The organism is Rhizobium sp. L9, assembly GCF_002531885.1.
Taxonomy (GTDB): Bacteria; Pseudomonadota; Alphaproteobacteria; order Rhizobiales; family Rhizobiaceae; genus Rhizobium.
This window is the reverse complement of record NZ_NWSZ01000012.1, coordinates 199,898-223,759: the sequence shown is the minus strand read 5'-3', so window position 1 is coordinate 223,759 and position 23,862 is coordinate 199,898. Positions and strand designations below refer to the sequence as shown.

Here is a 23,862-nt window from a genome sequence, read left to right as displayed (position 1 = left end):
TCCTGTTTCATGGGATGCCGCTTCAACGAAATGGCGGCCTGAAAGGTTCCGCCGGCAGACGATCTTTTGTTCGCCATCAACGCCTTGCGTCGCGCTTGCGGCCATGCGCAGCTTTTCGCGTGACAACCCTTCATTTCCTGTCGGCTTTGTTTTAAGGAACGTCGAATGTCTGCCCGTGCGCGGGTCAATAAATACTGCGAGGTTTGCGTTTCCATGTTCCATCTTCTGAGAAGAGCTGCTCAGACCTGGGTTGCCAAGCTGCTCCTGCTTCTCCTGGTGGCCTCCTTCGGCATCTGGGGCATATCGCGCGAGCTGATATCTGGCGGCAGCAGCACCACGGTCGTGACCGTCGGCGATCAGAAGGTGGGGGTGAACGAGTTCCACCTTGCCTATCAGCGTCAGGTGGCAAGCATCGGCCAGCAGTTCGGCATGCGCCTCACGCCCGAGCAGGCCCGCGCCTTCGGAATTGAGCAGCAGGTGCTGTCACAGCTCGTTGCCGGCGCCTCGCTCGACCAGCTCGCCGAAGATATGAACCTCGGCCTGTCCGAGGATCGTCTCGCCCAGCTGATTGCCGACGATCCGGCCTTCAAGGCTGTCAACGGCCAGTTCGATCGCGAGCTGTTCGTTTCGCGCCTGCGCAATGCCGGCATTCGCCAGGACGATTACATCAGGGAGCGCAGCAAGGTCGCCGTCCGCAGCCAGATCGTCGATGCCGTTTCCAACGGCTTTACCGCGCCGAAGACGCTGATCGACGCACTGAAGCTTTATGGCGATGAAAGCCGCAGCATAGACTACCTTTTGCTGACCAACGCCAATATCGAGCCGATCAAGGCGCCCGCCGACGACGTGCTGGCGAGCTGGTTCGAAGGCGTCAAGCAACGCTACCGCGCACCGGAATACCGCAAGCTCATCTATCTCAAGCTGCAGCCGGCCGATATCGCCGATGCCGCGACCGTTACCGACGACCAAATCCGCGAAGCTTTCGAGAAGGGTAAGGACAGTTATCGCACGCCGGAAAGCCGGACGATCGAACAGCTGACCTTCACCAGCAAGGATCTCGCCACCGCCGCCGAAACGGCGCTGAAGGGCGGCACCAGCTTCGACCAGCTGGTCACCGACCAGGGCAAGACGGCAAGCGACGTGCTGCTCGGCGAGTTCACCAAGGACAAGGTTCCCGACCAGGCCGTCGCCGATGCCGCTTTTGCGGTGTCGAAGGATGGCGGCACGACGCCTGTCGTCGACGGCTCGTTCGGCCCGGTCATCCTGCGCATCACCAACATCAAGCCGGAAACGGTCAAGAACTTCGACGAGGTGAAGGAAGACATCCGCAAGCAGCTGGCGCTTTCCAACGCTTCTCAGGAAGTGATCAATGTTCATGACCGTATCGAGGATATGCGCGCCGGCGGCGCGACGCTCGAGGATATCGCCGGTCAGCTGAAGCTCAAGGCGGTGACCGTCGACGCCGTCGATGCGACCGGTGCCGACAAGGACGGCAAAGAGGTCAAGGATCTTCCTGCCAAGCAGCAGCTGCTCGGCGAAGCCTTCAAGACCGACGTCGGCGTCGATGCCTCGCCACTTCCGATCGGCAATGACGGCTATGTCTGGTTCAACGTCCGCGAAATCACGCCGGACCGGGACCGCCCGATTGCCGAGGTGCGCGAGAAAGCCGTCGAGGACTGGACAGCAGAGCAGCAGAAGGCCGAACTCGCCAAGAAGGCCGCTGAATTGAAGGCCCAGGCGCAAAAGGGCACCGCCCTTGCGGACATTGCAGCGCCGCTCGGCATTGCCGTCGAAAGCAAGAGCGGTATCACCCGCTCCACCGATGATCCGGTTCTCGGACGCGCCGCTGTCAAGGCCGCTTTCTCCGGCCCTGTCGATACGGTTGCGACCGCGGTCGGCGCCGATCCCTCGACGCAGATCCTGATGAAGGTCACCGAGGTCAACAGCCAGCCGACCGGCGACGTGCTGAACAACCGCGACGCCCAGCTCACCGCCATGGCCAATGCCGCCGGCGATGATATTCTCGACCAGATGGTCAACCTGCTGCAGACACAGTATGGGGCTTCGATCAACCAGACGCTCGCCGAACAGGCGGCGGTCCGCTAGGAGGTTTTATGACCGATCTGAAGCCGTTCCTGGCCAAGGCCGCAAGCCGCGAGCCGCTGACGCGTGACGAGGCCCGTGCCGCCTTCGAGATCCTCATGTCGGGCCAGGCGACGCCCTCGCAGATCGGCGCCTTCCTGATGGCGCTGCGCGTGCGTGGCGAAACCGTCGACGAGATCGTCGGCGCCGTCAACACCATGCGGTCGAAAATGCTGACCGTCGAAGCGCCGGCCGATGCCATCGACATCGTCGGCACCGGCGGCGATGCCAGCGGCACCTATAATATCTCGACGCTGGCTGCACTGATCGTCGCCGGTGCCGGTGTGCCCGTCGCCAAGCACGGCAACCGGGCACTGAGCTCGAAATCGGGCGCAGCAGACAATCTGGCAGCTCTCGGCGTCAATATCGATGTCGGTCCCGAGATCATCACGCGCTGCATCGCGGATGCGGGGGTCGGCTTCATGTTCGCCCAGCTGCATCATTCCGCCATGCGCCACGTCGGCCCCTCGCGCGTCGAACTTGGCACGCGCACCATCTTCAACCTGCTCGGGCCGCTTTCCAACCCAGCCGGCGTCCGCCGCCAGCTGCTTGGCGTCTTCTCGCCGCAATGGCTGGTGCCGCTTGCGGAAGTCATGCGCGATCTCGGTTCCGAATGCGTCTGGGTCGTCCATGGCGATGGCCTCGACGAAATCACCACGACCGGCGTCACCAAGGTGGCGGCGCTCGAAGACGGCAAGATCCGTACTTTCGAGCTATCGCCCGCCGATTTCGGCGTCAGCCCCTGCATGCTCGCCGATATCAAGGGCGGTGATGGCGTCGCCAATGCCGCAGCGCTTCGCGAAGTGCTCGGCGGCGCCAAGAATGCCTATCGCGATGTCTCGCTCGCCAATGCCGCCGCTTCGCTCGTCGTCGCGGGCAAAGCCGAGACGATCCGCGACGGCATGGCGCTGGCCGCGCATTCGCTTGATAGCGGCGCCACGGCGCTCGCCCTCGACAAACTCATCGCCGTTTCCAACGATATCGATTAGGATTGGCCGATGACCGATATCCTGAAGAAGATCGAACTCTATAAGCGCGATGAAATAGCCGCCGCCAAAGCCGCGGTGTCGCTCGCCGATTTGAAGGCGATGCAGGCCGATCAGTCAGCGCCTCGCGGATTTCATCGGGCGCTCCTTGCCAAGCGTGAGGCTGGCCAGTTCGGTCTCATTGCCGAGATCAAGAAGGCAAGCCCATCCAAGGGCCTAATCCGCCCGGACTTCGATCCGCCGGCGCTGGCAAAAGCCTATGAAGCCGGCGGCGCCGCCTGCCTTTCCGTGCTGACCGACACGCCGAGCTTTCAGGGGGCACCGGAATTCCTGACGGCGGCCCGAGCCGCCTGCGCGCTGCCTGCCCTGCGCAAGGATTTCATGTTCGAGACCTATCAGGTCCACGAGGCACGCGCCTGGGGTGCCGATTGCATTCTGCTGATCATGGCGTCGCTGAGCGATGACGATGCAGAGCGTCTGCAGGACGAAGCTTTTTCGCTCGGCATGGACGTGCTGGTCGAGGTTCACGACGCGCCGGAAATGGAGCGGGCGCTGAAGCTCTCTTCGCCGCTTATCGGCATCAACAACCGCAACCTGCGGACCTTCGAAGTCAGCCTGACGGTCAGCGAGACGCTTGCCTCCATGGTCCCCGGTGATCGGCTTCTCGTCGGAGAAAGCGGCATCTTCACCCATGCCGATTGCCAGCGCCTGCAGGCCGTCGACATCAATACCTTCCTTGTCGGCGAGAGCCTGATGCGCAAGGACGACGTGGCGGCCGCCACCCGCGCGCTGCTCTTCGGCGAAGCCGCCATCGCGGCCGAATGACATGAGCGGCGCGAAGCCCGGCCTCACCCATATCGATCCCTCCGGCGAGGCGCATATGGTCGATGTCTCCGACAAGGCCGAAACGGTACGCATCGCCACGGCCGAGGGTCATGTGAAGATGGCGCCGGAAACCCTCGCGCTCATTCGCCAAGGCAACGCCAAGAAGGGCGATGTCATCGGCACGGCGCGCTTGGCCGGCATCATGGCGGCAAAACGCACCGCCGATCTCATCCCGCTCTGCCATCCGCTGATGCTGACCAAGGTCACGGTCGAAATCGAGGAAGATGCCGCCCTGCCCGGCCTGCGCGTCACCGCCACCGCCAAGCTCACCGGCAAGACCGGTGTTGAGATGGAGGCGCTGACCGCCGTCTCGGTCGCTTGTCTGACGATCTATGACATGGCCAAGGCCGCCGACAAGGCGATGGAGATCGGCGCCATCAGGCTGCTCGAAAAGTCCGGCGGCAAATCAGGCGATTTCCGTCATCCGGAGGCAAGATGAACCTTCTGCCGGTCGCCGACGCTTTGGACCGCCTGCTCACCCGCGCAAAGCCCGTCGCCGCGTCCGAGACGTTGCCGCTTTCCGAGGCTGAGGGCCGCGCGCTGGCCGTTGATCTCACCGCGCGCCTGACCCAGCCGCCCTTCAATGCCTCGGCCATGGATGGCTATGCGCTGCGCCGCGAGGACGCACCGGAGCCGGGTGCTGAAGTGAAGGTCATCGGCACGTCGTCCGCCGGCCACGGCTTCGACGGAAGCGTCGGCCAGGGAGAGGCCGTGCGTATCTTCACCGGCGCGCCTGTTCCACCGGGCGCCGATAGCGTCCTGCTGCAGGAGGATGCGGAGAAGATCGATGGCGGCATCAGAACCAGGTTCCCGGTGCGGCTAGGCCAGCATGTGCGCCCCCGCGGTCAGGATTTCGCCGAAGGCGAAGCGGTGCTGCCTGCCGGCACCGTGCTCGATTTCTCCCGGCTGACGGTCGCGGCCGGCATGAACCGGCCCGATGTCGAGGTTCTCAAGCGCCCGCTGATTGCCATCCTGGCAACCGGCGACGAATTGCTGCCGCCCGGAACCACGCCCGGACCTTCGCAGATCATCGCCTCCAATACCTTCGGTATCGCAGCCCTGGCCCGCAATGCCGGCGCCGATGTGCTCGATCTCGGCATCGTGCCCGACGACAAGGCAAAAATCACCGCAGCGGTCGATAAGGCCCGGGATGCCAAGGCCGATGTCATCGTCACGCTCGGCGGCGCGTCGGTCGGCGATCATGATCTGGTGCAGGCCACACTGATCGAAGCCGGGATGCAGCTCGATTTCTGGCGCATCGCCATGCGCCCCGGCAAACCGCTGATGGTCGGCAGCTTCGGCGAAACCCATGTGCTCGGCCTGCCCGGCAATCCGGTTTCAAGCCTCGTCTGTTCGCTGCTGTTCCTCGAGCCACTGATTCGCAAGCTCGCCTCCCTGCCGCCGGTACGGCGTGAGACGACGGTGGAGGCTGCCGTCACACTGCGCGCCAATGATCACCGGCAGGACTATATCAGAGCGAAACTTACGAAGTCCGCGGCCGGAAACTGGCTAGCCGAACCGTTCGGCAAGCAGGATTCCTCGATGATGAAGGTGTTCGCGCAAGCCGACTGTCTCATTATCCGTCCGCCGCACGCGCCGGAACTGTCGGCCGGAGCACACTGCCCTGTCATGCTGCTGCGGCCGGATCTTCTCGTATAGTCTCGCCTCTTCCCGATCAGGAGAGCGAAAAAACGCCCGCTTGCACCGCGCTACTGCTGGCAGTCGCGCCGAAGTCCGCAACCGCCTGTGTCGAGATTCGCCTGAGTTCTCGATCCGGCAAATAGGCTCGCTCGGGATCGCCGACCAGCACCTCTATGCCGCTTGCCCGGCAAAGCCGCAAAAAGCCCAATACACGCAGGGCAAGCGAGGGATCATAGAAAAGATCGCCGACCACGATCAGATCAGTCGCTTCCGGTGGCGGCGCATCGAGGATATCGGCGGCGACCGCCGAGATGATCACGCCGTTGATGGCTGCGTTGAGACCGATTGCTGCAATGGCATTGGCATCGACATCGACCGCCATCACCATCGCTGCTCCAGCCTTCGCCGCCGCGATGGCGACCAGCCCAGAGCCGGCGCCGAGATCGAGGACGCGGCGGCCGGCGACCTTTTCCGGGCAGTCGAGCAGATGGCGGGCAAGCACGACGCCGCCGGCCCAGGGATAGGCCCAGTACGGCGGCGTATCGGCCTCTCCGCGGTCGGCGAGCCGCCAGAGGCCGCTCGCAGGCCCGGCCGAGTGGAGCAGGATCTCGGGGATAGACGGGACCGCCGCTATCGGCAGATTGGCCTTGATGAAGGCGGCCGGATCGACACGAAATATGCCGGAGTGTTTCATCGTCATCTGATCCTGGTCAAGAATCCTGCGCGATAGAAATCAGCCCGGCTTTTTCTTCGAGAATTTGCCTTTCGCTCCGCCTTTGCCTTCATATTTGCCGCCCTCGAATTTGGGCTTGTCATATCTAGGCTTGTCGAATTTCGCGCCATCGTAGCCGGGCTTGCTTGCCTTCTTGCTCCAGGGCTTGGCGTCGCGCCGTTCTCCGCCGCCATTGTCGGCTGCCGCATAGCCGCCGCTCGAACCCTTGCCGAACTTTTTCTTCGGCCGTTCGTCACGGAACGCCTCGCCAGGCCGTTCGTCACGGGCCTTGTCGGCATAAGGTTTCGGCGACGACGCGCGGCTGAAATCCGGCGTGCCGGCAAGCCTCGTCACGCGGATACCGCGTTCGAGCGCCTTGTTCGGTCCGATGGCGTTCAGGAAGCTCTCGGCGCTCGCTGCCGCAATCTCCACATAGGTTTCCTCGGGCTGCATCTTGATCGCGCCGATCTCGCGCTTCGTGACGTTGCCGTTGCGGCAGAGCATCGGGATCAGCCAGCGCGGCTCGGCATTCTGCTTGCGCCCGACCGAGACCGAGAACCAGACGCTCGGGCCGAAATCTTCGCGCGGTCCCTTTTGCGCCGGCTCGAAGGGGGCGGCATTGTCGCGGCGCTTACGGCTGCGATCGTCTTGAACGGTAACCTCGATCAGATCTTCCGGCGCCGAATGATTGGTGCGGTAAAGGCGCAGGAAAGCGGCGGCGAGCTTTTCGGCGCCATGGCTGGAAAGCAGTTGCTGCACCAGTCCCCGCTCTTCCTCCTGCGGCGCGTCGTGGAAGATCGGATCGGCAAGCAGCCGCTCGTCGTCGCGTTCGCTCACCTCCTCGGCCGACGGCGGCCGCGCCCAGGCCGCCGAAATGCCGGCATTCTCCAGCAGGCGTTCCGCCTTGCGCCGGGCATTCAGCGGCACGATCATGGCGCTGATGCCCTTGCGACCGGCCCGGCCGGTGCGGCCGCTGCGATGCAGCAGCGTTTCCGGATTGGTCGGCAGGTCGGCGTGGATGACGAGATCGAGGCCCGGCAGATCGATGCCGCGGGCGGCGACGTCGGTCGCGATGCAGACGCGGGCGCGCCCGTCCCGCATCGCCTGCAGCGCATGGCTGCGTTCGTTCTGCGTCAGTTCGCCGGAGAGCGCCACGACGGAGAAATTGCGGTTGTTGAAGCGCGCGGTCAGGTGATTGACGGCGGCGCGCGTCGAACAGAACACGATCGCGTTGGTCGCCTCGTAATAGCGCAACACGTTGATGATCGCGTTCTCGCGGTCGCTCGGGGCCACGACAAGCGCGCGATATTCGATATCGACATGCTGCTTTTCCTCGGCCGCGGTGCTGATGCGCACGGCGTTGCGCTGGTAGCTCTTGGCGAGCTTGGCAATGGCCGCTGGCACTGTCGCCGAAAACATCAGTGTGCGGCGCTCGTCCGGTGCCGAATCGAGAATGAATTCCAGGTCCTCGCGGAAGCCCAAGTCGAGCATCTCGTCGGCCTCGTCGAGCACGGCGGCCTTCAGCTCCGACATGTCGAGTGCGTGGCGGCGGATATGATCGCAGAGCCGGCCGGGCGTGCCGACGACGATATGGGCGCCGCGTTCGAGCGACCGGCGCTCGCTGCGGATGTCCATGCCGCCGACGCAGCTTGATATCACCGCACCGGTCATCTCATAAAGCCATTCGAGTTCGCGCTTCACCTGCAGGGCAAGCTCGCGCGTCGGCGCGATGACGAGGGCGAGCGGCGCTCCGGCGTTGCCGAAGCGTTCGCTGCCGTCGAGCAGCGTCGGCGCCAGCGCCAATCCGAAGGCGACGGTCTTGCCGGAACCGGTCTGGGCCGAGACGAGTGCGTCCGAAGCGGCAAGCGCCGGATCGAGCATCGCCTGCTGTACCGGGGTAAGTTCGGCGTAACCGCGTTTCTGCAACGCCTTGGCGATCGCCGGAACGACGCCGTTGAATTCTGTCATGAGTTCGATCTTTCGGAGCTTTCAGGCGCGAAATGCGCCATGGCCGGAGCCAGCCGGCGGGATATTTGCGCCGTTCCTAGCCGCTCCCGCAGCGATTGTCAAAGCGTGCGGCTGCGCCACAGCCAGGCATCGATATGGCTTGCCCTGCCGCGCAGTTCGGTTTCCAGCGGCCCTTCGATCCGGCCTGATTTGAGGAGCACGCTGTCCGGGCCTGCGGCGCCGACGATTTCGGCGCTGAGCGCCAGCTCGACGCCATGACGGGCGGCGACCTCCATCAGGCGGCTTCCGACGTTCACCGTATCGCCCGCCGCCGTGATCTGTTGCCTGTCGCCGGTGCCGAGCCGAGAGGCGACGATCGGCCCACAATGAGCGCCAACCTTGAAACCGATGTTCTTCCCGGCAAAGCCCCCCTGCGTCCGAAGCCAGGCGCGGGTGCGCTCGCAGAGCCTGACCGCGCAGGCGATGGCCCGGGCGGCATCGTCGTCGGCGACTTCCGGCAGGCCAAACAGGATCATCGCCCCGTCGCCCATGAAGCTGGTGATGGCTCCGCCTTGAGCCCGTGCCTCCTCATCGATGATTTCGAAGAAACCGCTCAGCATTTCGCTCACCCTGACCGGCCCGAGGGTTTCGCTGAGGCCGGTGAAGCCCGAGAGATCGATGAAGACGACGGCGGCGTTCTGGCGCACCGGGGCGGCGAGGAAGTTCGGATGGCGCGCCAGCCATTCTCCAAGACCGGGCGCCTCGATGCGCTGCAGCAGCGCGCTCTGCTCGGCGAAATGGCGGGCGCGGCCGCGGTCGAGCCAGAGCTCGGCTGCGCCGAAGATCAGCACTGGCGGCAACGCTGCGGCGATCGGCAGGGCGGCACTCAGCCAATAGCCATGCGCAAACGCCGCCAGATTGAGCATTGCCCAGACGACCAGCACCAGCACTATGATTGCATAGCCCGCAGCACTTCGCCGCCAGGCGGTCAGCGAAATCAGCATGATCGCCAGCCCGACGGCGATGGCGGCATCGATCAGCCTGATCCTGTGGTTGCGCACCATGCCGTCGCCAGTGACGAGATGGGTGATCGCGGTCGACATCACCTCGACGCCCGGCATCACGGGATCGAAGGGCGTCGGGAAGACGTCGCCGCCACCGGTGACGGTCGAGCCGATGACGACGATGCGGCCGGTGACCGCGTCCGCCGCAAGCTTGCCGTCAAGCGCATCGGCGGCGCTTGACGTGGCGATGCTGCCGCGCCGGCCATAGAAGGTCACCGGCAGGCGCTGGCCGATATCCGTGGGAATGCGCAATGCTCCGAGCATGATCGCATCGCGTTCGATGCTGGGATCGACACCGAGCGCCACCGAGGCGGCTCGCAGCGGAAAAGCCGGATCCAACCGGTCTGCGGCGCGCGAGATCAGTGGAATGAAACGAGGCGTGCCGGTCTGGTCGGTGGCGACATTGACGACACCGACCGCGGCCGCGCTGGCAAAGCGCGGAAGCGGCAAGAGAAGCTGATCTGCTTCAGGGATGGCGGCAAGCGGATCGTCTGCCAAGTCGGTAACCCGCTGCCGGCTCTGCGCAAAGGTGGCCGCCGCCGCAATCACGCTCGGTCCCTCTCCAAGGGCAGCGGTCAGTGCTGCATCGCCCTCCTCCGGTCCCGGATCGACGAGGAGGATGTCGAGAGCCAGTGCCTTCGGCTTCAAAGCGTTGATTGCATTGACCAGACGCGCCAGTGTCGCCCGGTCGAGCGGATAGCCGTGGGCCGCCGCCGTACGGTCGTCGATTGCGACGATCGAGACGACGGGAGGCGGCGCCTTCGCTCCGACGACGATGCTGCGAATGTCGGCGAGCGAGGCCTCCATCCGGTCGAGAAAGCCTATCCCGCCATTGAGATTGAGATAGCCGAGCGCCGCGCTCCAAAGACCGGCCAGCAGCAGCGCGATCATGGTCAGCAGGCGATGACTCATGGCATTTATTGGCCGAGGCGGGCAAGAAGGGCGGCGACACGGGGCGCGGGCCAGCGGCGCACGACCAGCGGTTCGGTTCCGCTGCTAACATCGACGCCCTCGCCCGGGGACAACACCACTGGCTCGCCGGCAGGCCGGCGGACGGCCACGCTGCCTCTGACGACAAGGACCGAGGTCTTGCCGCCCGCGACGTCGACAGCCCATTGCGTGCCGCGCACGGCAGCGATCGCCTGCGGTGTCACCACCTGGAAACCACCCGCATGCTGGCTGCCGTCGACATCGACGAGGATCGCTTTGCGCCGTAGCGACGCCGAATCGGGACTGCCGTCGCGATTGCGGTCGGAGAGTTGGAAAGACGCGCCGGCCTCCGCCGTCACCTTGACGCCACCGGGGCAACTGAGCGTCTGGCGGGCGCCGCCATCGCGCGAGATCGCGCAGCCCGCAGATTGCGCGAGTACCGCGCCCTGCGGAATGAGGCCGGCAGCGAGCCCGGCGGCAAACAGCTTGAGAAACGTTATATTCATGGAAAGCCCCCGTGACCGGGCGGAACTGCATCTGCGAAAGCGCCCGCCAACCGTCTTCTTCCATACGAGGCATGATAGCCGAATTCGGATATTTCAATAGGCGAAAAAAAGCGAACCGCGCATCCTCAAGTGCTGCTCTTCATATCGGGCGCCGGTCCGGTATAACGTGCCCGTGGCCGGATCAATTCGCCGCTTTCGATCTGCTCCATCGCATGCGCGAGCCAGCCGGTGCAGCGTGCAAGCGAAAAAATGACGATCGGCGCCTCTCTCGGCAGATCGAAGGCTGCCGCCATCGCGGCAAGCGCGAAATCGACATTGACCTTTTCCCCGACGATCTCCTCGCCCCTATCCCTGACCTCGGCGAACTCAGGTGGCAGTGAAAATTGCGAAAGCAGCGCCAACGCTCTGATATCTCCGTCCGGATAAAGCGGATGACCGAAGGCGGATAAGCGATTGCCCTGGGCAAGGGAGCGGCGGATTGCCTGCGCCGGACCGAGGGCGCAGGCTGCCTCGATCAATGCATCAACGCTCTGCCAGGCGGCGCCGTGCAGCGGTCCCGTCAGCGTCGCCAAGCCGGAAATTACGGCGGCCGATAGCGCCGCACCCGATGAGGCCGTGACTCGTGCAGCAAAGGCCGAGGCGTTGAGTTCATGATCGGCAAGCAGCACCAACGCGCGACGCAGGCATTCGCCGGCCTCCGGCCGCTGCCAGCTTGCCGCAAGTCTGAGATGCAGCGGCCGGTCCGAAGCGCCTGGTGCCAACGCATCTGCGATCGTGGCGAGAATTCCGTGCGCCTCGCGCCGGAGTGCCGCCGGCGAGCGGCCAAGCGACGGCAGGTCCGATGTCACCCGCCCGGCAAGCGCCAGGAACGCGGCCTGAAGCGATGGAGAGCCATGCGTGGTCGCGGTCGAGGAGGCAGGCGTCTCCGCTCCATTCCACAGCAATGCCGCGGTCTGCTCCAGCGTCGCCGTCTCGGCGAAACCGGCCACATCCTTCCCACGATAGAAAAGGCGTCCGCCCGTCACGGTGGAGATTGCCGAGGAAAGTACGGGATCGCCCCAGCGGATCGTCTCGGCCGCCACTATTTCGGCCTTGCGGCGGCCGGCATGGCGATCTGCAAGCCGCCGGACGTCGGCAGCGTGATAGAGGCTGCGGCGCGGATCGGCGGGATCGGGCTTGGCGCGGATGCGCCCTCGGCTGACATTGGCGTAGAGCGTCTGCGGTTTGGTCTTCAGCGCCTGCAGCGCCTCGTGGGTGGTCAACCACGGCATCACAGCCTCACATTGATCAATCGGGTCAAGATTGACGTCAATAAGACTAGGTCGGATCATTCAAGCCGTAAAGGAGAACCCACATGAAAAACGGCTTGGAAGATGTTATTGCCGCCGAAACGCAGCTGTCGGATGTCGATGGCGAAGCGGGTCGACTGATCATCCGCGGCGTATCGCTGGATCATCTGGTCGCAGGCGGCACCTATGAGCGCGTCGCTGCACTGCTGCTCGACGGGTTGATGGAGCGAAGCTTCGATGAGGCGCTCTTACGCGACTGGCTGGCACAGGCACGAACGAAGGTTTTCGCCCATATCAAAGCCGCCGACGCCGCCTTGATCGCCTTGCCGCCGGTCGATGCGATGCGGGCACTGTTAGCCCGGCTGTCCGATGGCGAGGATTTCGACATCGCGCTCAGCCTTCTGGCAGCGCCGGCGGTCTTCCTGCCGGCGGTTCTCAGGCTGCAGCGCGGGCAGAAACCGATTGCGCCCGACGCCTCGCTGCCACAAGCGGCCGATATCCTGCGCATGCTGATCGGACGATTGCCGACCAGGGAGCAGACGGCGGCACTCGACGCCTATCTCGTGACGATATCAGATCATGGGCTCAACGCCTCGACCTTCGCATCGCGGGTCATCGCCTCGACGCAGTCTGGCCTCACCTCTTCGGTTCTGGCGGCGTTGAGCGCGCTGAAGGGGCCGCTGCATGGCGGCGCGCCCGGTCCCGTCCTCGATATGCTGGATGCGGTGGGAACGCCGGATAATGCCGGCACATGGCTCGCCGATGCACTCGATCGCGGCGAAAGACTGATGGGCTTCGGCCACCGCATCTACCGCGTCCGCGATCCCCGCGCCGATGCGCTGAAAGGCGCGCTGACGCCTTTGATCTCGTCAGGCCAGGTCGACAGCGCCCGCGTCGAACTCGCCGAGGCGGTGGAAGCCGCCGCATTGGCGATCCTGAAAGCGCGCAAGCCCAACCGGCGGCTCGAGGTCAATGTCGAATTCTATACCGCGCTGCTGCTCGAAGCGCTGGGCTTCCCGCGCCAGGCCTTCACCGGCGTCTTTGCGATCGGCCGCACTGTGGGGTGGCTGGCGCATGCTCGCGAACAGGCGCTCGACGGCCGGCTGATCCGCCCGCGTTCGGTCTATATCGGGCCGCTGCCGACCGCTGCCTGAAAATAGAATGGCTGATTGACGAGATCGCGCGATAGCCGCGCGATCTGGCGCCGCAGTCGTCAGACGAGACGGCTCTGCTCGGTTGCTGCTTCGATGAAGCTTGCAAACAGCGGATGCGGATCGAGCGGCCGGCTCTTCAGTTCGGGATGGTATTGCACGCCGATGAACCAGGGATGATCGGGATATTCGATCGTCTCCGGCAGCACGCCATCCGGCGACATGCCGGAGAAGACGAGGCCGCAGCTCTCGAGCCGGTCCTTGTAGTCGATATTGACCTCGTACCGGTGGCGATGACGCTCGGAAATATCCGTCGAGCCGTAGATCTCCGAGATCTTCGTGCCCTTCTTCAGCGCCGCCTTGTAGGCGCCGAGGCGCATGGTGCCGCCGAGATCGCCGGCCGCCGTGCGCTTCTGCAGCTCGTTGCCCTTGACCCACTCTGTCATCAGGCCGACCACCGGCTCCTTCGCCGGGCCGAACTCGGTCGACGACGCGTCCGGCACATCAGCGAGATTGCGCGCCGCCTCGATGACGGCCATCTGCATGCCGAAGCAGATGCCGAAATAAGGCACCTTGCGCTCGCGGGCGAAGCGCGCCGCATGGATCTTGCCCTCGGAGCCGCGTTCGCCGAAGCCACCGGGCACGAGGATGCCGTGCACCTTTTCGAGATAAGGTGCGGGATCTTCCTTTTCGAAGACCTCCGACTCGATCCATTCGAGCTTGACCTTGACCCGATTGGCGATGCCGCCGTGATGCAGCGCCTCGATCAGCGACTTATAGGCATCCTTCAGACCGGTATATTTGCCGACGATCGCGATCGTCACCTCGCCTTCCGGCGTACGGATGCGGTTGCAGACCTCTTCCCACTGGTCGAGGCGCGGCTTCGGCGCCGGCTCGATGCCGAAAGCCGCGAGCACTTCGTCGTCGAGGCCTTCCTTGTGGTAGGCCATCGGCACGTCGTAGATGTTGCCCACATCGAGCGCCTGGATGACGGCAGAGGGACGCACGTTGCAGAACAGCGAGAGCTTGCGGCGCTCGGCTTCCGGAATTTCGCGGTCGGCGCGCACCAGCAGGATATCGGGGTGAATGCCAAGCGCCTGCAGTTCCTTCACCGAATGCTGGGTCGGCTTGGTCTTGAGCTCGCCGGCGGCCGGAATGTAAGGCATCAGCGTCAGATGCACGTAGACGGCGGTGCCGCGCGGCAGGTCGTTGCCGAGCTGGCGGATTGCCTCCATGAAGGGCATCGCCTCGATGTCGCCGACCGTGCCGCCGATCTCGCAGATGACGAAGTCGTAATCCTTATTGCCCTCGGTGACGAAATCCTTGATCTCGTTGGTGACGTGCGGAATGACCTGCACCGTCGCGCCGAGATAGTCGCCGCGCCGTTCCTTGTCGATGATGTTCTTGTAGATGCGGCCGGTGGTGATGTTGTCCGTCTTGGTCGCCGAACGGCCCGTGAAGCGCTCGTAGTGGCCAAGATCGAGATCGGTTTCCGCGCCGTCGTCGGTGACGAAGACCTCGCCGTGCTGGGTCGGGCTCATCGTGCCCGGGTCCACGTTCAGATAGGGGTCGAGCTTGCGAAGCCGTACCCGATATCCACGGGCCTGCAGCAACGCTCCGAGAGCCGCGGCCGCAATTCCTTTTCCGAGAGAGGAAACCACGCCGCCAGTGATGAATACGTATCGCGCCATGGGATTCACCGGATACCTTTTCAAAAACGATTCCACCAGCCCAAAAATTCTTTTCCAGAATTTTCGGAGCCTGACCGGGAATCTGCACAAAAGAAAACCGGCAGACCCGAGGGCCTGCCGGCGGTTTATGTCGAAGCCCGGTTTACTGTCCCGTCGGGACGCCGGAGGGCTGAGCCGGTGCCGGCGTGGCCGGGGCTGCGGGCGTTGCCGGCGCAGTCGTCGATGGGGCAGTTGCTGCCGGAGCAGTCGTCGAAGGCGCGGTGGCTGCCGGAGCCTCTGCTGCGGGAGCTTGCGCGGCCGGAGCCTGTTGTGCGGGCGCAGCCGCACCGCTGCTCGGAACGCCGTTGCCGGCCGGCTGGTTCGCCGGGGGCTGTGTGCCGCCGCCGAGCGAATCGAGAATGCCGTTGCCCTGGCCGCTCGTCGCGGGGATGCGGTTGAGGATGTCGCTCGGACGGCCCTCGTAGCGCGTCAATATGCCGAGACCGAGCGAGGTGAGGAAGAACAGGGTCGCCAGGATCGCGGTTGTGCGGGTCAGCGCATTGGCCGTGCCGCGGGCCGACATGAAGCCCGAACCGCCGCCGATGCCGAGGCCGCCGCCTTCCGAGCGCTGGATGAGCACGACGCCGACGAGGGCGAGCACGATCATGAGATGGATGACAATCAATACTGTCTGCATGGGTCCAGTCCTGCCCGCCTGGAGACGGACATAAGTAAGAATTCTGGCGGCTCTTTACATGAGGCTCTCGCCTATTCCAAGCCCTTCTGCCGGAATAAACCGAGCTATGAACAACGCGTCAGGCGAGCAGCGCCTCATAAGCCCGGTAGATGGCGAGGAAGTCGGCGGCTTTCAAGCTCGCTCCACCGATCAGCGCGCCGTCGACGTTGGCGATGCCCAGCAGTTCTCCGGCATTGGCGGGTTTAACCGAGCCGCCATAGAGAAGCCGCATCTTGCGGCCTTCATCGCCGAAGCGAGAGACGAGCTCCGCACGCATGAAGGCATGCGCCTTTTCGACATCGCCTGATGTCGGCGTGACCCCGGTGCCGATCGCCCAGATCGGCTCGTACGCGATGACTGTGTTCTCGGCGGTTGCGGCATCGGGAACCGAGGCGGAAAGCTGGCGCTTGATGACGTCGAGCTCCTGCCCGGCCCGGCGCTCGGCCGCCGTCTCGCCGATGCAGATGATCGCTGTGAGCGCGGCGGCGAAAGCCGCTTCCGCCTTGGCGCGCACCAGATGGTCCGTCTCTGCATGGTCGGTGCGACGTTCGGAATGGCCGACGATCACGTAGGTGCCGAAGCTATCGGCGATCATCTCGGCCGAGATGTCGCCGGTATGCGCGCCCGACGGCTTCTGGTGGCAGTCCTGCGCGCCGATCGCAAGCGGGCTGTCGGTGCAGAGCGCGGTTGCCACGTAGAGCAGCGTCGTCGGCGGGCAGATCAGCGCCTCGACCTTGTCGGCGAGCGGCGGGCGAACGCCCTCGGCGATCGCCTTGATCTGATCGAGCGAGGCACGCGTGCCGTTCATTTTCCAGTTTCCCGCCACCAGCGGGCGCACGTCAGGTGTCATGCCGGCCTTCCACAAACTTCATATCCCCGGCCGCATTATCAAAAGCTTGCGGCAAAGAAAAGCATCATGCCCCTGACGTAACGGGAATCTCCGCGATCTCGAGCATATTTCTGCCGGAAAACGCCCGTTAAGCCGCAAGGATCCAGTTCAAGACCCTGCGCCAGTCGATCATCCGGATCGGCGTTCCGTGATTGCCGGTCTGAAACAGCGTGAAGTGCGTCGGATATTTCGCCTTTCGCAGGCTCTCGAACAGCGCCTGCTGGTCGGCGGCGGCATAGACCGGGTCGCGGCTGCCATGCGCGAACCAGAGCGGTAGTTTCGCCTTGTAAAACGCGCTCCTGGTGAAATCGGGATCGGTGACACCGCTCATGACGAGCATGCCCTTCAGCCGCTTGACGCTGTCGCCGTCACGCGCAATGCCCCAGCAAATCTGGCTGCCCATCGAGGCGCAGGAAAGGACGATGGGCCGGCCCGGTGATTGCGCGCTGGCATAACGGATCAGGCCTTCGATCGCGGCAACGCCGTTGCTGTCGAAACTCCTGACTGTCGGCGAATAATAGACGCCGCCATTACCGGCGACGAGGTTCTTCAGCCGGTTGAAATTGCCGCCGAAGCTGTAATCATTGGCCCCGAGCCGGCGGTCGCCATCGCGTCCGTGGATGAAAATCACCGTGAAGGCAGCATTCTGGGCTGGTCCCACCCTGGTGACATCGAGCCTGACGCCGTCGAGTGAGAGGGTTTCGTCCGCCTGGGCCTTGCGGATGGCGAGAGACACATATTTCTGCTGCGCCCGCTTCTCCGGGATCTGGTCGCGGTCGTTGATATCGCGCATCTCGTCGTAATCGATAACCTCGGAGGCGCCGTCGTCGGCGCTCTGCAGCACTGCCTGCTTCGAGAACAGTTCGTCCTTGAAGGGTGCCAGCGCATCAGCTGCCCGCGCCGGCCCGCCGGAAGTCAGCAGCGCGGCGGCCAGCAAAAAGGCCGCAATTGTGGTGATAACGGTGCAATCACTTGTGGACATTCGCATGCGGATGGTTTCCTGAAGCCTGCCGCCGCTTGCCATTCCGCGCCCGGCAACGCAAATCAATTTGGGAAAGCCGCCAAACCGGCGGTGTCGCGTATAGCGGTGCTTTCTGGCAGAATCTGCCTGATTCGCAAACGTGAGATGAAATGCGGTGATTTTGGGTCGGCGGCGGATGCCCACCCAAGACAGGATGAAGATCTGAACGGCTCCATGGACGACAGCAACGACCTTTTTTCCGGACTGCCCCTTTCTGAAAAGCGCGAGGAGGCGCAGAAGCCTGCCGGCGTGGCCGATCGTGCGCCTGTGGCTGCGTCGCCCGCCTCTCCTCGCCCTGCCCCTGCGGCCTCGAACGCGGATGACTATGGCGCCTCGTCGATCCGCGTTCTCGAGGGCCTCGAGCCGGTGCGCATGCGCCCGGGCATGTATATCGGCGGCACCGACGAAAAGGCGCTGCATCACCTCTTCGCCGAAGTCATCGACAATGCGATGGACGAAGCGGTCGCCGGACACGCCAATTTCATCGAAGTGCATCTCGATTTGCAGGGTTATCTGACCGTCACCGACAACGGCCGCGGTATTCCGGTCGAGAACCATCCGCAGGTCCCGGGCAAGTCGACGCTCGAAGTCATCATGACCAAACTGCATGCCGGCGGCAAATTCGACGGCAAGGCCTACGAGACCTCGGGCGGCCTGCACGGCGTCGGCGTCTCGGTCGTCAATGCCCTCTCCGACTTCCTCGAAGTCGAGGTAGCGCGAAACCGCAAGCTCTACCGCCAGCGCTTTTCCCGCGGCCTGCCGCAAGGCGGGCTCGAAGAACTGGGCGACGTCCACAATCGACGCGGCACGCGCGTGCGCTTCCATCCCGACCCCCAGATCTTTGGGGAGCACATGAAGTTCGAAGCCGCCCGCGTCTTTCGCATGGCGCGCTCCAAGGCCTACCTCTTCGGCGGCGTCGAGATCCGCTGGAGCTGCGAGCCTGGCGTACTGCCCGAAGGGTCGGAGGTGCCCGACAAGGCGACATTCCATTTCCCCGGCGGTCTCAAGGACTATCTCCAGGCGACGATGGGAAAGGAATTCACCGTCACCCGCGAAATCTTCGCCGGCAAGACCGAGAAGGCCAGCGGCCACGGTTCGATGGAATGGGCGATCACCTGGTATGGAGGCGATCCGCAGGTGCATTCCTACTGCAACACCATCCCGACCCCCGAAGGCGGCACGCATGAGGCAGGCCTGCGCATCGCACTGACCAAGGGCCTGAAGGCCTATGCCGAGCTGACGCAGAACAAGCGCGCGGCCCAGATCACCACCGACGACGTGATGATCTCGGCCGTCGGCATGCTGTCGGTCTTCATCCGCGAGCCGGAATTCGTCGGCCAGACCAAGGACAAGCTTGCGACGGTCGAGGCCCAGCGCATCGTCGAGAACGCGCTGCGCGATCCCTTCGACCACTATCTTGCCGACAATCCGAACGAGGCGGCCAAGCTGCTCGACTGGGTGATCGAGCGCGCCGAGGAGCGCCTGCGCCGGCGCAAGGAAAAGGAAGTCAACCGCAAGACGGCGGTGCGCAAGCTGCGCCTGCCCGGCAAGCTCGCCGATTGCTCTCAGAATACCGCAGAGGGCGCCGAACTCTTCATCGTCGAGGGCGATTCGGCGGGCGGTTCGGCCAAGCAGGCGCGCAACCGCGCCAATCAGGCGATCCTTCCGCTGCGCGGCAAGATCCTCAACGTCGCCAGCGCCGGCCGCGAGAAGTTCGGCGCCAACCAGCAGCTCGCCGATCTTATCCAGGCGCTCGGCTGCGGCACGCGCTCGAAATACCGTCAGGAAGATCTGCGCTACGAGCGCATCATCGTCATGACCGATGCCGATGTCGACGGCGCTCACATTGCCTCGCTGCTCATCACTTTCTTTTATCAGGAAATGCCGGAATTGGTGCGTGGCGGTCATCTCTTCCTCGCCGTGCCGCCGCTCTACAAGATCACGCAAGGAGCGAAATCCGCCTATGCGCGCGACGATAATCATCGCGCCGAGCTGATGCAGACGGAATTCAAAGGCAAGGCCAAAGTGGAGATCAGCCGTTTCAAAGGTCTCGGCGAAATGATGCCCGCCCAGCTCAAGGAAACCACCATGGACCCGGCCAAGCGCACCCTGCTCCGGGTGCTGATCGACGAGGTGGATTTCGAAGGCACCCGCAGCGCCGTCGACGATCTGATGGGCACCAAGCCGGAAGCCCGCTTCCGCTTCATCCAGGAGCGCGCGGCCTTCGCCGAAAACCTCGATATTTAAACACGTGTAAGGCGCGCCGAGCGATCTGACTGATACGCCCGGCGCGCCGCATTTTAGCATCAGCGATTTCACGGAACTGACGAAGAACCGTAACAACTCCGTCAAAGAACCGGCGCATGAAGCGGACGGCGCGCGACCTTTCCAGGAAATGGTGGGTGCGTCGGTTCGAATCGTTTTCAACCTTGCCGGATCTTGCCATGACGAAGCGATTTGCCGCGACTGCCGTTTTCGTTCTCCTGTCCAGCACCGCAACGGTCGGCGCCACCTACGAAGTGCCTGCCCCGCGAGAGCCAGGTTCTCGATCTGACGCCAATCGGTCTCGTCCCGTACAACATCGGGGCGATGTCGCTCGGCAAGGCCCGGGACGGTACCGACGTTCTCATCCTCAGCTCCGAGAATAATTTCTCGACAAGCCAGAAGTCGCAATTCTACGCCTTCAAGGTTCTCCGCCGGTCGCAACAGTAAGATACGCTTTCGAATGGTCGAACTGCGACGCTTTGTATGGGCTTTCACCGTGCGCACCTTGAAACCGCCGGGTTCATGGCCCATAACCAGAGTACAACAATAAGAAGAGGCGCGCGTGGGTGTGTTCGACCGTCAGAAAACCAATCATGAGCCGCGATGGCTGGGGCCATCGGCGCCGACGCGCACGCCGCTGATTCCCTCCATCTCTGCGGCGCGCTGGCTGCTAGTGCTGGTCGTCGCCGCTGGAGTCTATTTCTTCTATGGTTTTCTCGTGCCGGTGCTTGCTGCCCTGGTCATCGGCTTTGCCAGCTGGCCGCTCTATCGCAAGCTGCTTGCCCGCGTTGGCGGGAATACGACGGTCGCCGCCACCATCGCCATCCTCATGATCCTTACCTTCCTGGTCATCCCGATCGGGCTCGCGGTCACCTATACGACGGGCGAAGTGCGCACCTGGCTCGCGTGGGCGATCCACGCCAACCGCGCCGGCGCCTCGACACCGGATTGGATCGTCGCCTTGCCGTTTGCCGGCCCCTATCTCGATGATCTCTGGACCAAATATGTCGGCAGTCCCGGCGCGCTCGGCGAACTCATTCAGGCGATTAGCGGCGCTCATATCGGCAACATCTATCGCGCCGTGCTGGCAGCTGGCGGCGGCGCTTTCCATCTTCTCCTGACGCTGCTCTTCATGCTGATCGCGCTGTTCTTCGTCTATCGCGACGGCTTCTCCTTCTCCAAGCAGATCGACATGCTGGGCGAGCGCATCCTGCCGAACCGTTGGGAACGCATTTCCCGCGTCGTCCCGGCAACGATCAGCTCCACCGTCATGGGCATGACGCTGATTGCGATCGGCGAAGGCATTGTGCTCGGTGTGGCTTATTGGATCGCCGGCGTGCCGTCGCCGGTAACGCTCGGCGTGCTCACGGGGGTGATGGCGCTGATACCAGGCGGTGCGCCGCTCTCCTTCACGCTCGTCTCCATCTATCTCCTGGCGAGCGGCTCGCATGTCGCCGGCATCGGCCTCTTCGTCTGGGGCACTGTCGAGCTCTTCATCGTCGACAAGACGCTGCGACCGAAGCTCGTCGGCGGGCCGATCAAGCTGCCCTTCCTACCGACCTTTTTCGGCCTTATCGGCGGCGTCAAGACGATGGGTTTTCTAGGCCTCTTCATCGGTCCGGTGCTGATGGCGCTGATCGTCGCCATCTGGCGCGAATGGATCCACGAGGCCCGCAACGCCGAGAGCAGCGAAAGGGTGCCGCAGATCGTCATCGACGAACAGGCGCCGCCGGCGAAACCGATCCCGCGCGTCGCCGAAGGCTGAACCTGCCTTCGCAGGCTGCTATCCCAGCCGCTTTTCCATGAACAGACTGAGCGGATCCGGAAGATAGGTGCCGAAAGCCTCGATCTCCTGGTATCCGTATTTACGGTAGAGGGCGATCGCCTCCGGCTGGTGGATGCCGGTTTCGAGCCGGATCGCCGTCAGCCGCTTTTCCCCCGCGATCGCCTCCAGCGCATTCATCAATCCGCTCGCGATCTTCAATCCCCTCGCCTGCGGGTCAACGAACATGCGCTTGATCTCCGCCGTGCCGTCGCCGGCCTCGACCAGCGCGCAGCATCCGACGATTGCCCCCTCATTGCGGGCGACGAAGAAGCTTACCGAAGGTTTCTCCAGCAAGGAGAGGTCGACCATGTGGTTGCTCTCCGCGGGATAGAGCGACGCTGCATAGGCGTCGGAAAGATCGAGAAGGCGGATGACGCCGTCCTGGCGCGGCGGCTCCTGGGTGATAGTGACGGACATGATGGTTTCCAATGTTTGCGGTAGGCGCAAATTTTGCGACATGACGAAGAGTTAATGCCTTCGCCTAGTTTCGGTTGGAATTGCGCCGTCTAAGGCGATCTCAAGGTTCAATAGCCAAGGAGGCAGAATATGCAAGCGGTGCTCATCGCAATGACCATTCTCGGTTGCGACGATTCCGTCAGTCAATGCAGCTATGTCGCAACGGTCGACAAACGCTGGGAAACCGTTGCCGCTTGCGATGCCGAAGCCGAACGCCGGCTCAAGGCCTATGCCAATGTCAGCTATCCCTCTGTCATCGCCGTGTGCGAGGCGCCGAAAGCGCTGGCCGCCGCCGAACCGCCGAAACCGGCGCCCTTGCCTGCCGCCGCGGCCGACACCGCTCCTGTGGCACCCGAAGAACCGACAGGCCTCGCCGGCTTTGCTGAAAACATCGCCGGCCAGGTCCGCGCACATCTGCCATCCGGCCGAGACGTCAGGGAGACGCTTTCCAAACCCGTGCATTTCGTATCCACCAGCTATTCCTGGGTGGTGACCCGGCTGAACGACTAAGCCGCCGCAAGCGCCGCATAGATGCGGGCCGTTTGGCGCTGCTCGGTGACATGAAGCTTTTCGACCATGTCGAGCAGTTCACCGGCCGCGCCGAGTGCACCATAGTGATGGCGGAATTTTTCGAGAAGACGGCCGCCGACCGTGCCCAGGATGCTGCCCGGGGCCCTTCGAGCGGCCTCGCGCCACAGAAGCGTCGCCTCGACGAAGATCACGCTGATATCCCTCGGCAGGCCGGCAGATTCGTAGAGGGCGCGAACCGCGTGCATGCGGCCGGTTGCCAGAATCGAGCGCACCCTGCGCTCGCTGCACGCTGTCAGATCGACGATTGCAGCAGCGAAGAAGTCCAGCTTGCCGACGCAGAGCGCATGCATCAGCAAGGACGGCGTCAGGCGGCCGTTGAGGCGCAGATGTTCGACGAGATCCGGGATCTCCCGCGGCGCGATATCACCGGCGATCGAAACGATGGCTGCCTCGGTCGCCTCGCGGCTGATGCGCTGGAGCCGCTGCAGGCCGATCGCCGCCTGCGCCAACGGCAGGCCGACCAGCGCATTGCTGACATGCTGGGTGAGCAGCTGGCGGGCATCGGCCGGAAGATCGCTGCGGTCGAGCAGCAGGTTGCGAATATCGCAGCAATCGCCAAGCCGCTCGGCGATCCGTTTCAACGATTGGCTGGAGATGGCCGCGCCATCGTTTTCGAGCAGGCAGAGCACTTCGTCTTCATCGCCGACCTCCGCAAGTGCAGCCGAGACCGGGCGCGTGACATGGGCCCTGGCCGCGATCAGCATGCGGGTGGCGCCATTGCCGCGCGCGGCGAGGTCGACGAGATCGGCGTCGCTGAGAAGCGGCGAACAGGTAACGGCGTGGCACGCAACCTCGGGCTGGTCCGCGGCGAGCGAAAGGATCAGGCTGCGCGGTGCGTCGGGTGACCAGGCGATCGCCTCGGCCAGTGCAAGCCGCACACGCGGCGACGGGTCATCGAGAAGAAAGGTCATCGCCATTTCGGCTGCGGCCCGCTCCTCTCCGCTCATCTCGGATTGCAGATAGGCTCGACCGAGTGCGTTCGCGGCCCGGGCCCGATCACCGGTCTTGGCCGTTTCGATCCAACGAAGGAAAGCTTCTACGATCACGCGACGCCCCAGCACTTGAACGCGATTCCTTCGCGTTTCATTCAATGCTGTGACCGTAGCGACAAAAGGTTTAAGATTGGTTCACCATATTTCTTAAGCCTTTCTATGCC

20 protein-coding genes and 1 pseudogene are annotated in these 23,862 nt (G+C 63.9%); 10 read left to right on the top strand and 11 right to left on the bottom strand.

Going from position 1 to position 23,862, the window contains the following annotated elements:
- Window positions 1-213: 213 nt before the first annotated feature.
- The 5 genes from CO660_RS14885 to glp are packed head-to-tail and all read left to right on the top strand — an operon-like array spanning window position 214 to window position 5,672.
- The gene (locus CO660_RS14885) at window positions 214-2,106 is read left to right on the top strand and encodes a peptidylprolyl isomerase (protein ID WP_097599346.1); all 1,893 of its coding nucleotides are present in this window, start codon (window positions 214-216) and stop codon (window positions 2,104-2,106) included.
- Window positions 2,107-2,114: 8 nt separating this feature from the next.
- Complete coding sequence (gene trpD, locus CO660_RS14880; protein WP_097599345.1) at window positions 2,115-3,131, top strand: anthranilate phosphoribosyltransferase; 1,017 nt, start codon at window positions 2,115-2,117, stop codon at window positions 3,129-3,131.
- A gap of 9 nt (window positions 3,132-3,140) precedes the next feature.
- A complete protein-coding gene (gene trpC / locus CO660_RS14875; protein ID WP_097599344.1) occupies window positions 3,141-3,953 on the top strand; it encodes an indole-3-glycerol phosphate synthase TrpC in 813 nt (270 codons plus the stop codon).
- 1 nt (window position 3,954) lies between these two features.
- Entirely contained in the window at window positions 3,955-4,452 is a 498-nt protein-coding gene (moaC, locus tag CO660_RS14870; protein WP_097599343.1) for a cyclic pyranopterin monophosphate synthase MoaC, read from the top strand.
- Complete coding sequence (gene glp / locus CO660_RS14865) at window positions 4,449-5,672, top strand: gephyrin-like molybdotransferase Glp (RefSeq protein ID WP_097599342.1); 1,224 nt, start codon at window positions 4,449-4,451, stop codon at window positions 5,670-5,672. The genes moaC and glp overlap by 4 nt, the downstream gene beginning before the upstream one ends.
- 16 nt (window positions 5,673-5,688) lie before the next feature.
- Here the strand turns inward: glp and CO660_RS14860 are convergent, their stop codons facing one another.
- The 5 genes from CO660_RS14860 to CO660_RS14840 all read right to left on the bottom strand — a co-directional run bounded on the left by CO660_RS14860 (window position 5,689) and on the right by CO660_RS14840 (window position 12,084).
- A complete protein-coding gene (locus CO660_RS14860; RefSeq protein WP_097599381.1) occupies window positions 5,689-6,348 on the bottom strand; it encodes a 50S ribosomal protein L11 methyltransferase in 660 nt (219 codons plus the stop codon).
- A gap of 39 nt (window positions 6,349-6,387) precedes the next feature.
- A complete protein-coding gene (locus CO660_RS14855; protein ID WP_097599341.1) occupies window positions 6,388-8,334 on the bottom strand; it encodes a DEAD/DEAH box helicase in 1,947 nt (648 codons plus the stop codon).
- 98 nt (window positions 8,335-8,432) lie between these two features.
- Window positions 8,433-10,289 (bottom strand): adenylate/guanylate cyclase domain-containing protein, encoded by a 1,857-nt coding sequence (locus CO660_RS14850; protein WP_097599340.1) that lies wholly within the window; start codon window positions 10,287-10,289, stop codon window positions 8,433-8,435.
- Between the two features lie 5 nt (window positions 10,290-10,294).
- Window positions 10,295-10,813, bottom strand: a complete 519-nt coding sequence (locus CO660_RS14845; protein WP_097599339.1) for a FecR domain-containing protein — start codon at window positions 10,811-10,813, stop codon at window positions 10,295-10,297.
- Between the two features lie 125 nt (window positions 10,814-10,938).
- Window positions 10,939-12,084 carry a citrate synthase gene (locus CO660_RS14840; protein ID WP_097599338.1) on the bottom strand — a complete coding sequence of 382 codons (1,146 nt, stop codon included), beginning with the start codon at window positions 12,082-12,084 and terminating at the stop codon, window positions 10,939-10,941.
- 83 nt (window positions 12,085-12,167) lie between these two features.
- Here CO660_RS14840 and CO660_RS14835 point away from each other — a divergent pair, with 83 nt between their 5' ends.
- A complete protein-coding gene (locus tag CO660_RS14835; protein WP_097599337.1) occupies window positions 12,168-13,256 on the top strand; it encodes a citrate synthase/methylcitrate synthase in 1,089 nt (362 codons plus the stop codon).
- A 59-nt stretch (window positions 13,257-13,315) separates the two neighbouring features.
- On the opposite strand, the gene CO660_RS14830 is transcribed toward CO660_RS14835, so the two are convergent.
- The 4 genes from CO660_RS14830 to CO660_RS14815 all read right to left on the bottom strand — a co-directional run bounded on the left by CO660_RS14830 (window position 13,316) and on the right by CO660_RS14815 (window position 17,536).
- Entirely contained in the window at window positions 13,316-14,944 is a 1,629-nt protein-coding gene (locus CO660_RS14830) for a CTP synthase (protein WP_097599336.1), read from the bottom strand.
- A 142-nt stretch (window positions 14,945-15,086) separates the two neighbouring features.
- On the bottom strand, window positions 15,087-15,620 hold the full coding sequence (gene secG, locus CO660_RS14825) for a preprotein translocase subunit SecG (RefSeq protein WP_097599335.1): 534 nt from the start codon (window positions 15,618-15,620) through the stop codon (window positions 15,087-15,089).
- 118 nt (window positions 15,621-15,738) lie between these two features.
- Window positions 15,739-16,509 carry a triose-phosphate isomerase gene (gene tpiA / locus CO660_RS14820; RefSeq protein WP_097599334.1) on the bottom strand — a complete coding sequence of 257 codons (771 nt, stop codon included), beginning with the start codon at window positions 16,507-16,509 and terminating at the stop codon, window positions 15,739-15,741.
- A gap of 127 nt (window positions 16,510-16,636) precedes the next feature.
- A complete protein-coding gene (locus CO660_RS14815) occupies window positions 16,637-17,536 on the bottom strand; it encodes a phospholipase (RefSeq protein WP_097599380.1) in 900 nt (299 codons plus the stop codon).
- A 207-nt stretch (window positions 17,537-17,743) separates the two neighbouring features.
- On the opposite strand from CO660_RS14815, the gene parE reads away from it, so the two are divergent.
- The 3 genes and pseudogenes from parE (at window position 17,744) to CO660_RS14800 (ending at window position 21,599) form a co-directional block, all read left to right on the top strand.
- Window positions 17,744-19,816 carry a DNA topoisomerase IV subunit B gene (parE, locus tag CO660_RS14810; RefSeq protein ID WP_097599333.1) on the top strand — a complete coding sequence of 691 codons (2,073 nt, stop codon included), beginning with the start codon at window positions 17,744-17,746 and terminating at the stop codon, window positions 19,814-19,816.
- A gap of 282 nt (window positions 19,817-20,098) precedes the next feature.
- A pseudogene (locus CO660_RS33845) lies at window positions 20,099-20,281 on the top strand (esterase-like activity of phytase family protein); the annotation flags it as partial.
- A gap of 115 nt (window positions 20,282-20,396) precedes the next feature.
- Window positions 20,397-21,599 (top strand): AI-2E family transporter, encoded by a 1,203-nt coding sequence (locus tag CO660_RS14800; protein WP_097599332.1) that lies wholly within the window; start codon window positions 20,397-20,399, stop codon window positions 21,597-21,599.
- Between the two features lie 18 nt (window positions 21,600-21,617).
- On the opposite strand, the gene CO660_RS14795 is transcribed toward CO660_RS14800, so the two are convergent.
- On the bottom strand, window positions 21,618-22,076 hold the full coding sequence (locus CO660_RS14795; protein ID WP_097599331.1) for a GNAT family N-acetyltransferase: 459 nt from the start codon (window positions 22,074-22,076) through the stop codon (window positions 21,618-21,620).
- A 129-nt stretch (window positions 22,077-22,205) separates the two neighbouring features.
- Here CO660_RS14795 and CO660_RS14790 point away from each other — a divergent pair, with 129 nt between their 5' ends.
- Window positions 22,206-22,625 carry a hypothetical protein gene (locus CO660_RS14790; RefSeq protein WP_097599330.1) on the top strand — a complete coding sequence of 140 codons (420 nt, stop codon included), beginning with the start codon at window positions 22,206-22,208 and terminating at the stop codon, window positions 22,623-22,625.
- On the opposite strand, the gene CO660_RS14785 is transcribed toward CO660_RS14790, so the two are convergent.
- Window positions 22,622-23,767: a DUF2336 domain-containing protein gene (locus CO660_RS14785; RefSeq protein WP_097599329.1), complete on the bottom strand. Its 1,146-nt coding sequence runs from the start codon at window positions 23,765-23,767 to the stop codon at window positions 22,622-22,624. The two genes, CO660_RS14790 and CO660_RS14785, sit on opposite strands and share 4 nt — an antisense overlap.
- Window positions 23,768-23,862: the final 95 nt, after the last annotated feature.